General features: G+C 73.6%; 12 protein-coding genes and 2 pseudogenes. 9 read left to right on the top strand and 5 right to left on the bottom strand.

Translation table 11 applies throughout. The features are described 5' to 3' along the window. Positions 1-6: 6 nt before the first annotated feature. Positions 7-516 carry a GNAT family N-acetyltransferase gene (locus ACK8N7_RS02660; protein WP_500440705.1) on the bottom strand — a complete coding sequence of 170 codons (510 nt, stop codon included), beginning with the start codon at positions 514-516 and terminating at the stop codon, positions 7-9. Between the two features lie 235 nt (positions 517-751). Between ACK8N7_RS02660 and ACK8N7_RS02655 the strand changes: the two genes are divergently transcribed. From ACK8N7_RS02655 to ACK8N7_RS02630, 6 genes and pseudogenes are all read left to right on the top strand, one after another. Beyond that, positions 752-1,666, top strand: coding sequence for a phosphatidylinositol-specific phospholipase C/glycerophosphodiester phosphodiesterase family protein (locus tag ACK8N7_RS02655; RefSeq protein WP_500440703.1), 915 nt, complete (start codon positions 752-754; stop codon positions 1,664-1,666). A gap of 117 nt (positions 1,667-1,783) precedes the next feature. Continuing rightward, positions 1,784-1,978: a hypothetical protein gene (locus ACK8N7_RS02650; protein WP_030081942.1), complete on the top strand. Its 195-nt coding sequence runs from the start codon at positions 1,784-1,786 to the stop codon at positions 1,976-1,978. A 55-nt stretch (positions 1,979-2,033) separates the two neighbouring features. Beyond that, positions 2,034-2,780 (top strand): hypothetical protein, encoded by a 747-nt coding sequence (locus ACK8N7_RS02645; RefSeq protein ID WP_500440700.1) that lies wholly within the window; start codon positions 2,034-2,036, stop codon positions 2,778-2,780. Between the two features lie 188 nt (positions 2,781-2,968). Then, positions 2,969-4,557: pseudogene (locus tag ACK8N7_RS02640) on the top strand (hypothetical protein). 71 nt (positions 4,558-4,628) lie between these two features. Then, positions 4,629-5,021, top strand: coding sequence for a hypothetical protein (locus ACK8N7_RS02635; RefSeq protein ID WP_015613054.1), 393 nt, complete (start codon positions 4,629-4,631; stop codon positions 5,019-5,021). An 89-nt stretch (positions 5,022-5,110) separates the two neighbouring features. Next, on the top strand, positions 5,111-5,290 hold the full coding sequence (locus ACK8N7_RS02630) for a hypothetical protein (protein ID WP_015613055.1): 180 nt from the start codon (positions 5,111-5,113) through the stop codon (positions 5,288-5,290). 167 nt (positions 5,291-5,457) lie between these two features. Here the strand turns inward: ACK8N7_RS02630 and ACK8N7_RS02625 are convergent. Next, positions 5,458-5,856: pseudogene (locus ACK8N7_RS02625) on the bottom strand (endonuclease); the annotation flags it as partial. Between the two features lie 43 nt (positions 5,857-5,899). Next, positions 5,900-6,082, bottom strand: coding sequence for a DUF6480 family protein (locus tag ACK8N7_RS02620; protein ID WP_500440698.1), 183 nt, complete (start codon positions 6,080-6,082; stop codon positions 5,900-5,902). 136 nt (positions 6,083-6,218) lie between these two features. On the opposite strand from ACK8N7_RS02620, the gene ACK8N7_RS02615 reads away from it, so the two are divergent. Together ACK8N7_RS02615 and ACK8N7_RS02610 are read left to right on the top strand one after the other, a co-directional pair. Continuing rightward, entirely contained in the window at positions 6,219-7,421 is a 1,203-nt protein-coding gene (locus ACK8N7_RS02615) for an FUSC family protein (RefSeq protein WP_500440696.1), read from the top strand. 121 nt (positions 7,422-7,542) lie between these two features. After that, positions 7,543-7,734: a DUF6381 family protein gene (locus tag ACK8N7_RS02610; protein ID WP_031124967.1), complete on the top strand. Its 192-nt coding sequence runs from the start codon at positions 7,543-7,545 to the stop codon at positions 7,732-7,734. Between the two features lie 128 nt (positions 7,735-7,862). Here the strand turns inward: ACK8N7_RS02610 and ACK8N7_RS02605 are convergent, their stop codons facing one another. Together ACK8N7_RS02605 and ACK8N7_RS02600 are read right to left on the bottom strand one after the other, a co-directional pair. Beyond that, the gene (locus tag ACK8N7_RS02605) at positions 7,863-8,870 is read right to left on the bottom strand and encodes a PHP domain-containing protein (protein ID WP_500440694.1); all 1,008 of its coding nucleotides are present in this window, start codon (positions 8,868-8,870) and stop codon (positions 7,863-7,865) included. A gap of 134 nt (positions 8,871-9,004) precedes the next feature. Beyond that, complete coding sequence (locus tag ACK8N7_RS02600) at positions 9,005-10,291, bottom strand: helix-turn-helix domain-containing protein (protein WP_500440692.1); 1,287 nt, start codon at positions 10,289-10,291, stop codon at positions 9,005-9,007. 147 nt (positions 10,292-10,438) lie between these two features. Here ACK8N7_RS02600 and ACK8N7_RS02595 point away from each other — a divergent pair, with 147 nt between their 5' ends. Continuing rightward, positions 10,439-11,053 (top strand): hypothetical protein, encoded by a 615-nt coding sequence (locus tag ACK8N7_RS02595; protein ID WP_500440691.1) that lies wholly within the window; start codon positions 10,439-10,441, stop codon positions 11,051-11,053. Positions 11,054-11,138 lie beyond the last annotated feature (85 nt).

The raw sequence follows: 11,138 nt of genomic DNA, 5'->3' as shown, positions 1-11,138 counted from the left end.
GCGGGGTCAACGCTTCCCGGTGGCGGGAACGTGGAACGCGATCCACGAGTCCGGCGGCAGCTCCGGCCGTCCGGGCACCGTCCGGTGCTCCTCTGTCCAGGCGTCACCGGCCACCTCGCGGGCGACGCGGCGCCAGAAACGTACCGCCGGGGCGTTGTCGTCCTGGAAGGCCACCTCCCACGGGCCGGGATGCCGGGCCACGACGTCCCGGACGGCCCGCAGCCCGATACCCGCGCCGCGCGCCCCTCGTACGACGAAGAAGCTGTTCAGGACCCGGACCGGCCCGGCCAGACCCCGTACGAAGGCGAGGCCGACCGGGCGCTCGCCCGCCGTCAGCAGATAGGGCACCCGGTCGGCGTCGGCGAAGGCCGCGTCCAGGCGGTCGCTGCGGAAGGTTCCGTCCGGTTCGGGCGTGACGGAGCTGAACTCGGACATGTCGTGGCGGAACATCAGCCAGAGCCGCTCCATGAGGGGGCGGTCAGCAGACGTGGCGGGCTGCACGCGCACAGCGGGCATGGGGATCCTTCACAGGGGGAGGGCTTGTCCGGGCATGAAAAAAGCCTCCCCGGCGGATGTGGAGTCCGCGGCGGGAAGGCCTGAGAAGTCGCTGACAGCTTATCAAGCGCTGACCGGGGGGCGACGATCACGCCAACAATTGGCAGGTACCTGACGATCAGTTGGCGGGCGGCCCCATACTCGTCGCGTCCGGCCCGCCTCCGGGCCCTCCGCCCGGCCGCTTCAGGGAGCCCCCATGAAAGCTCCGTCCACCCCTTCGGCCCCGACCCGCCGTCGGGCCCTCACCGTCACCCTCGCCACCGCGGCCGCGGTGATCGCCGCTCCGGCCGCGGTGGCCGTAGCCTCCCCCGCCGCCGTGTCCCCGGCCGCCACCACTCGCCCGCCCCGCCCCCTCCGGCACGCCCACGCGCACAACGACTACCTGCACCCGCGCCCCCTGTACGACGCCCTCGCGCACGGATTCACCAGCGTCGAGGCGGACATCTTCCTCGTCGACGGCGAGCTGCTGGTGGCCCACGACCCCGCCGGGCTCGACCCGCGACGCACCCTCGCCGCCCTCTACCTCGACCCGTTACGCGCCCTGGTCCGCGCAGGGCACGGCAGCGTCCACCCGCACCACCGCGCACCGCTGCAACTGCTCATCGACATCAAGGCCGACGGGGTCGCCGCCTACCGCGAACTCGACCGGCAGCTCGCCCGCCGCCGCGCCCTGTTCACCCGCTATCACGACGGCCGCGTCCGCCCCGGCGCGGTCACCGCCGTCATCTCCGGCGACCGGGCCGCCCGGGCGCCGATGGAGGTCCAGCGCACCCGCCTCGCCTTCTACGACGGACGCCTCGACGACCTCGGCACCGCTTCGCCCGCCTCGTTCACCCCGCTGATCAGCGCGAACTGGACCCAGACCTTCGGCTGGCTCGGTGCCGGCCCCTTCCCCCGCGCCGAGCGCGACCGGCTCCGCACCCTCGTCACCGCCGCCCACCGCGAGGGCCGCCGCATCCGCTTCTGGGCCACCCCCGACCTGCCGGGCCCCGAGCGTGAGGCCGTCTGGAGCGAGCTCCTCGCCGCCGGGGTCGACCACCTGAACACCGACGACCTGGCCGGGCTCGAACGCTTCCTCCGCGCCGGTGCGGGCGCGGCCCGGGCCTCGTAACGCGTCACAGCACTGGAGTACCCGTTCGGCGGACACGCCAGCGCGCCGAACGGCCGCCCCGCTGCGCCACACTGGCGGCCGAATGCCGCAAATCCGGCGCGGCGGAGGAGGTTGGCCATGGCCATTTCGATCTCACTGGTGCTGCTTCTGACGATCCTGGCGGTGATCTTCCTGCGCAACGGGGGGCTGAAGGTCTCGCACGCGCTGGTCTGCGCCCTGCTGGGTTTCCTCATGGCCAGTACGAGCATGGCGCCGACCATTCACGACGGCATCGGCGCCACCGCCAACCTGGTCAGCAGCCTGCACCCCTGACCCGGTCCGTCCCGGACCGTCCGCGTGGCGCCCGGCGATCCCGCACAATGGGCAGATGTCTTTCCCGCCCCCCGGACGGCACTCGGGCGCCGCCCACCACGAGTACTGCAACACCGGCCTCTGCTGCCGGTGCCAGACGCGTACCTGGACGACGAAGGCGGGCAACGAGCGCCTCTGCGGGCCCTGCGCCGCCTGCTGCCAGGTGTGCGGCCGGGCGCCCGCGCCCCATCTGGACGGGCTCGACGGCGGGGTGTGCGCCGAGTGCCGCGGCCTCTGCGGCCGCTGCAACGCCCCCAAGCGCCACGACGGGTCCTGCGGCTGCGACCGCTGGCGGGAGACCGCCAGGATCAACCCGCGCGGCTATGTCCTCCAGGCGCTGCCGCACCAGCTCCTCCAGGCGCTCGGCGGCCGGGTCCCCAGCACCGTCCACGACCTGATCCACCAGGAGCTGGGCCGCAACCGCACCGCCGGTCTCCTCCGGGAGCGCATCGAACGCCGCTGGAACCTGCGCTGGGCCCACGCGCTCAACGAGAAGGACGAGGACGGCCGCCGCCGCTGGAGCGCCCAGGACATCGCCGAGCGGCTGCTGATGCCCGGCTCCTGCTCCGACCCGCAGTGCGAGGACGGCCACCTCGTCACCACCGACACCCCGTGCACCCGCTGCCGGCAGCCGCTGCACCGCTTCGTCACCTCGGTCGCCGACCGCACCGCGACCCCGGAGCACGCCCACGCGGCGGCCGCCCGCATCCGCCGGGCGATGCTGGAGAACCGCTCGCGCAAGAAGCTCCCGCCGCGCGGATAGGCGGGCTGACAGGCGGGCGGACAGGCGGACACGGCGCGGCCCGGTGTGTTGCGGGGCGTCGCCGCACGTGGCGCGGTGTTGCGGCGGTGTGTCGTGCCCGCGAAACCTCCTGCTTTCCATGGACACCTCAAGGGGCGCGCCCTGACGTCGGGCGGCGGCGCGACCCCCGTCCGCAACCGAGGAGCCCGATGCCCCCGCCGTACCGCCGTGCGCTCACCCGCGTCCTGGCCCTGACGCTCGCCGTCGCCTCCGTCACGCTCCTGGGGCCCGTGGCCCCCGCCGTGGCCGACGACATCCCCAGGGCTCCCGGCCACCGCTTGGTCGGCGACTACCAGGGGGCGCCGGTCACCGCCTCCCCCGTTCCCGGGCAGGCGCCCCCGCGACACCCCTACCTCGCCCCCAACGGCCGCAGCGGCATGCACGCGGACGCGGCGGGCAGCGGCACCCACCCGTACTCCGGACCGCTCGGCCGGAACCCCGAGGTGGCCAGCGAGAAGATCGCCCCGGTCGGCGGCGAGTGTGCCACCGCCACCTTCGACGCGACCAGCCGGCTGATCACGGTCTGCGGAACCTTCACCGGCTTCCTGCTCAAGCTGCTCGACCCGCGCACGCTCGACACGCTCGCCGAGTGCAAGCTGCCGCAGCGCTCCTCGACCGTCGAGGCGATCACCACGCTCGACTTCGCGAAGATGTTCAAGGACACCTCGGGCGGCGCCTACTTCTACCTGGACGACCAGGACCGGGTCGTCCTCGCCGACTCCCGCCGCACGTCCTGCGGATCGCCCACCGGCAGAAGGCGGACGGCCGCTGGGAGTTCGTGGTCGAGAACGACTGGGCCCTCACCGGTCAGGTCCCGCACGACTGCGTGAGCTGGACCAGCCTCTTCCCCAGCGGCACCTGTGACCCCGTCACCTCCGTGACGCCTGACTGGCAGGGCCGGATCTGGTGGGTCACCCGGCTCGGCCGGGTCGGCACGGTCGACCCGGAGACCTCCGTCATCCGCTCCGTCCGGCTGGCCGGCGAGGAGATCCAGAACTCCTTCTCCGTGGCCCGGGGCGGGGTCTCCATCGTCTCCGACCACGCCCTGTACAGCTTCACGGCCGACCCCGACGGCACCCCCCGGATCCAGTGGCGCCAGACCTACGACCGGGGCACCGGCACCAAGCCCGGCTCGGTGAACCAGGGCTCGGGCACCACACCGGACCTCTTCGGGACCGGTGGGGAGTACGTGGCGATCACCGACAACGCGGACGGCCGGATGAACGTCCTCGTCCACCGCCGGGGCACGGACGTCCCCGCCGACCGCCGCCTGGTCTGCTCGGTCCCGGTCTTCGGCCACGGCCGCTCGACCACCGACAACTCCCTCATCAGCTGGGGCGACAGCCTCGTCGTCGAGAACGACTACGGCTACGAGAACCCCACCTCCCTGCTCCTCGGCCGCAGCGTCGTCGGCGGCGTCACCCGCATCGACGTACGGCCCGACGGCAGCGGCTGCGACACGGTGTGGGAGAGCGCCGTCCGCTCACCCTCCACCGTCCCCAAGCTCTCCACCGCCAACGGGCTGCTCTACTTCTACGAGAAGGAGCCCAACGTCCTCGGCATCGACGCCTGGTACCTGACCGCCGTAGACTTCCGTACCGGTGAACGCCGCTGGCGCAAACTGACCGGCACCGGACCCGCTCACGACAACAACTGGGCGTCCATCACCATCGGCCCCGACGGAACGGCGTACGTGGGGGTCTTCAACGGCATCGTCGCTGTGCGCGACACCGGCTGAGGCGCCGAGGAGCACGCCGACGGAGCACAGAAGTGCACTCCACCGCACGTGGCGACCGGCGCGCACGCCCTATGCTCGCGGCCATGGAGCAACGGGAAGTCGTGAAGCGCGTGATCGGCATCCTCACAGAGGCGCGCGAAATGCAGCGCCTGCTGGAGGCGGACCTCGAACGGGAAGACCTGGATGCGGGAGCGGGCGCCGTCACCGCCCTGCTGAACGAGACGATGCCCCACATCGCCATCCCCGACGATTTCTCCGTCGAGGAGGTGGTGACGGTGGTCGGGCGCGAGGTCGGCGGCGCGGTCGAGCAACTGGTGAGCGCCTTCACCCTCGCCTTCACCATGCTGGCGCAGGTGCACGACTCGGGGCAGACGGACGTCTCCTCGGCCGATGTCCTCCAGGACCTCGCGCTGCGGGTCGAGGCCGGCGGCCCCGAGGACGAGGACGAGGGCCCGGTGCTCTAGAACCCGTGGCGGCGACCTCCTGCGTTCTCCGGTGTGCGTAGGCATAGTGGAGGGAGAAGCGTGAATCTCCTCGCGGTACGGAGGCAGCTGTGGGTAAGGGCACCGACATGGCCCGCGCGAAGGCGCGAAGGCTGAAAGGCATGAAGAAGGAGTCGGACGGCATCGCCCTCGGCGACGAGCGGATGAAGGCCGAAGGAAGGCAGGAGCAGGACGCGGCCCGCCGGCAGGAGGAGCGGGCACGCGCACTGCGGGAGGCCTCCGACCGCTGAGGCGGTGGGGCGCCCGTACCGTCGCGCTCAGCGCGTACGGTACGGGCGCCTCTCGCTGCGCCTCTCGCTGCGCCTCTCGCTGCGCCTCTCGCTGCGCCTCCCGCTGTGGAGACGGCGGGCCGTGAACCACCCGGCCGGTCACGCGCCGCCGAGGGCGGCCCGCCCCGTCAGCGTCCCCGCGCCGCTTCCCTGACCGCGTCCACGATGTCCGTGTCCAGGGCCGCCCGCACGAGCGCGGCCGCGAACCGCGCGTCGTCGTGCCCCCGCGCCGCCCGGGCCGGCCCGGCGGGGGAGGTGGGCAGGCCCAGGCGCTCGGCCTCCTGCAGCCCCTTCGCTCCCATCCAGGGGCCGGTCTCCGGCCAGAGGGACTGCACCTCGCGCACGAAGATGTCGGCCCCGGCCGGTCCGATGCCCGGGACCCGCCGGAGCCCCCGCATCAGCCGGTCCCGGTCACCGTCGGCCTCCTCGCGCAGCCGGCGCAGATCCCCGCGCCAGGTGTCCAGGACGAGCTGTGCGCCCTCGCCGAGCTGGGTGGCGGTGCGTTCGTCGTAGCGCCGGTAGTGGCCAGCGCGCCGGCGATCCGGTGCGCCGAGGGGGAGCCCCTCCCGCTCATGCCAGACCGAAGACCCGGGCGGCGAAGAACCCGGCGAACAGCACCGCGCCCAGCACGATCAGGCCGATCCACATGGCCGGGTGCTCCCAGACACCGCCGTCCGGGCGCTCCTCGTGGGCGTCGCCGATCGAGCCCTCGGCGGGGGGCGTCTCTCCAGGGGGATTCAGCAGAACAGCCATGGATCCAGAGTCCCTCCGTCCGGGCGCCGGCGCACGCCGTACAGGCGGGCCCCGGCCCCGCCGCCGGTACAGGGCCGTACGGAGGCACCCCGGGGTCGGAACGCTGCGCACGGGGAAAAGGGGGCACCGTCAAGGAATGCCCGCAGTTTCCGCGCCCGTCAAGCTCGTGCAGCGCACCACCGAACCCGCGGGGGTACAGACGCTGCGCTCGACCGCGGCCGCGGTCATCGCCTACTCCGTGGCCGTCTGGGCCCTGCCCGAACCGGCTCCGCTGACCGCGCCCCTCACCGCGCTCCTGGTCGTCCAGGTGACCCTCTACGCCACCCTCACCACCGGCATCCGCCGGGTGAACTCCGTCGTCGTCGGCGTGCTCATCGCCATCGCCTTCAGCTCCCTGGTGGGGCTGAGCTGGTGGAGCCTCGGACTGACCATCTTCACCTCGCTGATGATCGGGCGACTGGTGCGGGTCAACGAGTTCGTCCCCGAGGTGGCGATCAGCGCGATGCTCGTGCTCGGCGTCTCCCAGGTCGCCGACACCGCCTGGGACCGGGTCTGGGAGACGCTCATCGGGGCGGTGGTCGGGCTGCTGTTCAACCTGCTCCTCGCCCCGCCCGTCTGGGTCAGGTCGGCCGGTGTCTCCATCGACTCCCTGGCCACCCGGATGGGCACGATGCTCCGCAGCATGGGCGAGGAGGTGGTGGGGAACAACCCCGTCTCCCGGGCGGCGGCCCGGCTGCACGAGGCCCGCAAGCTCGACCACGACATCGTCGAGGTCGACGCGTCCCTCCGGCAGGCGGAGGAAAGTCTCACCCTCAACCCCAGGGTGAGACAGGGGCTGCTCCACCGGGTGGTCCTGCGCACCGGGCTCGACACCCTGGAGATCTGCGCGGTCGTGCTGCGCGTCCTGTCCCGGACGCTCACCGACCTGGCGAAGGCCCGCACCGAGGAGACGCTGTTCCCGGCCGATGTGGCGGCTCTGCTCCAGGAACTCTTCGGCGAGCTCGCCGAGGCCGTCGAGAGCTTCGCCGAACTGGTCACCACCTCGTTCGCCGCCGACGGCGAGGCGGCGGAGGACCGGCTCGCCGAGGCGCTCGCCCGCAGCCGCGCCACCCGTGACCGGGTGGCGGACCTGCTCCTGGAGGACGTCCAGGAGCATCCGCGTCAGTGGCAGCTGCACGGGGCGCTGCTCGCCGAGATCGACCGGGTGCTGGCCGAGCTCGACATCGACGAACGGACGAAGCGGCTGGGCGAGGAGTTGGACCGGCGCTCCGCCGAAGCCCATGAACGCCACCCCCGGCTGCGTTCGCTGGTCCGGCGGCTGAGCCGGGTCACCACGTGACACCCCACCTGCGGGGTGCGCGGGATGCGGAAGTGTGCGGTCGCTGGTTCGCTGGGGGCAGTGGTCCCTTTTGCCCATGATGTACCCGGGACGTGCCCGGGAATGTGCCCGAGGAGTGGTGATGAGCGGTTCGAACGAACCCGCCGACCTGGCGCGGCAGATGCGTGAGAAGGCCCAGCAGCTCGCCGAGGCCGCGGAACGCGCGACAGACCCGCAGGAACGTGAGCGGCTGGAGAAGAAGTCCCGGACGATCCGGGACCGGAGCGAGCAGCAGAGCGGTATGGCCGCCGGAGACATCTATCCCCAGAAGTGAGAGCGAGCAGCATCGGCCCCTGCTCAGGGCCACCCCCCCGCCCCGGGCTCCTTCCGGGGCGGGCGCTCCACGTCCGGGCCCTCCAGGGCTGCGGAACGGTCACCCCCGCGGCTGCTGGAGTGGACGGGTCACCCCGCCCACTCCAGCAGCCGCTCCAGCGGCCAGGCCGTCACCACCCGGTCCGCCGGTACGCCGCACTCCTCGGCCCGCGCGCAGCCGTTGATCTGCCAGTCCAGCTGGCCCGGGGCGTGCGCGTCGGTGTCGATCGCGAAGAGGGTGCCCGCCTCGACGGCCTTGCGGAGCAGGCTGCGTGGCGGGTCCAGCCGCTCCGGCCGGCAGTTGATCTCCACCGCCGTCCCCGCCTCGGCACACGCGCCGAAGACCCGGTCCGCGTCGAACTGCGACTGCGGTCTGCCGCGCCCCGACAGCAGACGGCCCGTGCAGTGCCCCAGCACGTCCGCCTGCGGATGGCGTACGGCCACCTCCAGCCGCCGGGTCATCGGCGCCGGGTCCATCCGCAGCTTGGAGTGGACGGAGACCACCACCACGTCCAGCTGCTCCAGCAGCTCCGGCTCCTGGTCCAGCGAACCGTCCGGCAGGATGTCGCACTCGATCCCCGTCAGCAGACGGAACGGCGCCCACTCCTCGTTGAGCCGCGCCACCACCGCCAGCTGCTCCCTCAGCCGCTCGGGTGACAGACCGCCGGCCACCGTCAGCCGGGGCGAATGGTCGGTGAGCACCGCCCACTCGTGCCCCAGCTCCGCCGCCGTCCGGCCCATCTCCTCGATCGGGCTGCCGCCGTCCGACCAGTCGGAGTGGAGGTGGCAGTCGCCCCGCAGCCGGGACAGCAGCACCCGGCCCTGCTCGGGTGCGGGCTCGGACGAGGCCTCCTCCTCCAACCGCTCCAGATAGCCGGGAACCTCACCCGCCCGGGCTTCCCGGATCACCTGCGCGGTACGGGGCCCGATCCCGGAGACCCGCTCCAGGGTCCCCGCGGCCACCCGCTCGGCCACCTCCCCGGGGGCCATCGCGGTGACGACCTCGGCGGCCGTCCGGAAGGCCTTCACCCGGTAGGTGGCGGCCTGCGAGCGTTCCAGCAGGAACGCGATACGCCGCAGAGCGGTTACGGGGTCCATCGGCACCTCCGGAGGGGAGCGTCGGCCGCCCCGCAGGTCACCCGTCCGGGGCCGCCTGTCACCAGGATGGCCGCAGCGGCGCCCGGACGGCCACCGCACCGCCCTCACCCGGGACCGGGCGACCCACCGGGCCCCTACGGCTCCGCCACCCAGCGCCGGGCCACGAAGTCGTAGTCGTGCACGGGCCGCCCCGGCGCCCCGCTCGTACGGAACGGGCGCCCGTCGTCGTCGATCCGTACCGTGCCGGACCGGCCCCCGCTGCTCCACCGCAGCTCCGCGACCCAGTCGCAGTCGCAGCGGGCCGCACGCCCGGTGACCAGGAAGACCTCCGGGTCCGAGGCCGAGACGCGGTACGGGAAGGAGACCGCCGGGATCGGCTCACCCGTGTCGTTGCCCGGGACGGACCGGGCCACGGGGCGCTCCACGTCGAGATCGACGTCGAACATCCGCGGGGTGAGCGCTCCGCCGCACCCGGAGCTCATCCGGTGGACCCGCCCCTCGGCGGGCTCCCGCCGCTCCACCAACCGGATCCGGAGCGCTTCGAGGACGACCGCCCGCTCGTCCGTGCCCTGGAGGGTGATCCGTACGCCGGTCTCGCCCGCGTGCACCGCGCCGAGCGCGGTCGCCCAGGACTCCGCGTCGGCCTCGGCCGGTGGCGGCGGGACAGCTGCCGGGGGTCCGCCGACGAGGTAGGCGTGCCCGCAGCCGTACTTCCAGACGTGGTCGTCACCGGTCCAGGTGAACGGGGGAGCCGCGGGCCGCGCCACCGATGGCTGCCGCTCGGGGCGCTGCGGCCGTGAGGGGCCGGCGGAGGCCGCGACCAGGACGAGCGCCAGGCCGGCGACGGTGCAGACGGCGAGAGCCTGCACCCACCCGCGTACGGAGGGGGAGCGCGGTACGCGAGCCGGCGGCCCCCCGGCGTACGCGGAAGTGTCCTCGTGGCCGTGCACGGCAGCGGCGGCGGGCGGTACGGAGCCGCTGAGGGCCCGCGTACCCGTCGGCGTACCCCGGCTCTCCCTCGCCTCCGCGTCCTGCCCCGCCTCGGTGCCCGCATCCGAGTCTTCCCCCACCTCGGCGGCCGGGGCCCCCACCGCCCCCGCCTCCTGCCGTTCGACCCGTTCCGCGTCCGCCCGCAGCCACAGGCGGTGCAGTGCTTCCCGCTCCTCGCCCGAGCGGCCGCACAGCCGGGCCAGCCGCTCCACCGGCGCGAACTCCGCCGGTACGGTCTGCCCGGTGCAGTACCGGTGCAGCGTGGAACCGCTGACTCCGATCCGGCGGGCGAGGGAGGCGTACGTCCGGCCCGACCCCTCCCGCAGCCCCCGCAGCCGCTCCGCCAGCGCCTCCCGTGCGGACCCCTCGCCCGTTCCCCGCTCGCCCAACACCCGCTCGACCTCCCGCGGCCGTCCCAGGGGGCGTTCCACCCCACCGGAAACACCCACGTCACCGGTGGTGGGACGGTTCCGTGACGGCCGGAACCCGTGTCGTTCTTGTCCCCGCCGGGACGCCCGCCGCAGTCTGGTGCCGTTCCACCGACCGACTGCTCGACCATCTGAACGGGGAGTTCCACCATGCGCACCACCCGCACGATCCGCACCGCACTCCTGACCGCCGCGGCCGCGGGCCTGGCCGTCACCGCACTGTCCACGGCGCCCGCCTCGGCGGCCCCGGCCGCGCCGAAGTTCCTCTCGGCCGGGCAGTGGCCCGCCTCCCTCACCCCCTGGACCGCCGGCCCGGTGCAGAAGGGCCTGCCCGAGGACGGCTCCGCCTGCACGGCGGGAACCACCCCGGCCGCCGGCACCCGCCACCGGGACTTCCGCACCGAGCTGGACACCGGGGCCCGCCAGACGATCACCGTCGCGCCCACCACCGCCGATGCCAAGGCGCTCGCCGCCGAACTGCGGACCTCGCTGGCTGCCTGCCTCGACCGGCTGAAGGAGCAGGAGCCCGGCCTGGAGGGCGTCAGCCGGTACCACGGCCGGGTGAACGTGGAGGAGGGCGCACACGTCTACAGCATCGACACGTCCTACCCGGAGGTCGGCTCCACCGACATCGGCCTCTACTCCGTCGGCCGGGACGGCCGCACGGTGACCGTCCTGGAGTGGGGACAGCTGGGTGACCTGGACGGCGCCCCGCTGAAGGGGTTCAGGAAGACGGCCGGCACCGCTGTCGCCAAGCTGCACTGAGACCGCGTCGGCGGACCGGCCGGCACGGGGTTCCGGCCGGTCCGCCGACGTGCGCCGCCCCCTCTGCGGGGAGCATGCTGGCTGT

The organism is Streptomyces griseobrunneus (genome assembly GCF_046713465.1).
GTDB lineage: Bacteria > Actinomycetota > Actinomycetes > Streptomycetales > Streptomycetaceae > Streptomyces > Streptomyces microflavus.
Note: the sequence above shows the minus strand (reverse complement) of the source record. Positions and strands in the feature narration are given on the sequence as shown.

What these genes read in the sequence shown, in the direction of transcription:
- ACK8N7_RS02660 (WP_500440705.1), bottom strand. Translation starts at nt 516, where the DNA reads ATGCCCGCTGTGCGCGTGCAGCCCGCCACGTCTGCTGACCGCCCCCTC.
- ACK8N7_RS02655 (WP_500440703.1), top strand. Translation starts at nt 752, where the DNA reads ATGAAAGCTCCGTCCACCCCTTCGGCCCCGACCCGCCGTCGGGCCCTC.
- ACK8N7_RS02650 (WP_030081942.1), top strand. Translation starts at nt 1,784, where the DNA reads ATGGCCATTTCGATCTCACTGGTGCTGCTTCTGACGATCCTGGCGGTG.
- ACK8N7_RS02645 (WP_500440700.1), top strand. Translation starts at nt 2,034, where the DNA reads ATGTCTTTCCCGCCCCCCGGACGGCACTCGGGCGCCGCCCACCACGAG.
- ACK8N7_RS02635 (WP_015613054.1), top strand. Translation starts at nt 4,629, where the DNA reads ATGCTCGCGGCCATGGAGCAACGGGAAGTCGTGAAGCGCGTGATCGGC.
- ACK8N7_RS02620 (WP_500440698.1), bottom strand. Translation starts at nt 6,082, where the DNA reads ATGGCTGTTCTGCTGAATCCCCCTGGAGAGACGCCCCCCGCCGAGGGC.
- ACK8N7_RS02615 (WP_500440696.1), top strand. Translation starts at nt 6,219, where the DNA reads ATGCCCGCAGTTTCCGCGCCCGTCAAGCTCGTGCAGCGCACCACCGAA.
- ACK8N7_RS02610 (WP_031124967.1), top strand. Translation starts at nt 7,543, where the DNA reads ATGAGCGGTTCGAACGAACCCGCCGACCTGGCGCGGCAGATGCGTGAG.
- ACK8N7_RS02605 (WP_500440694.1), bottom strand. Translation starts at nt 8,870, where the DNA reads ATGGACCCCGTAACCGCTCTGCGGCGTATCGCGTTCCTGCTGGAACGC.
- ACK8N7_RS02595 (WP_500440691.1), top strand. Translation starts at nt 10,439, where the DNA reads ATGCGCACCACCCGCACGATCCGCACCGCACTCCTGACCGCCGCGGCC.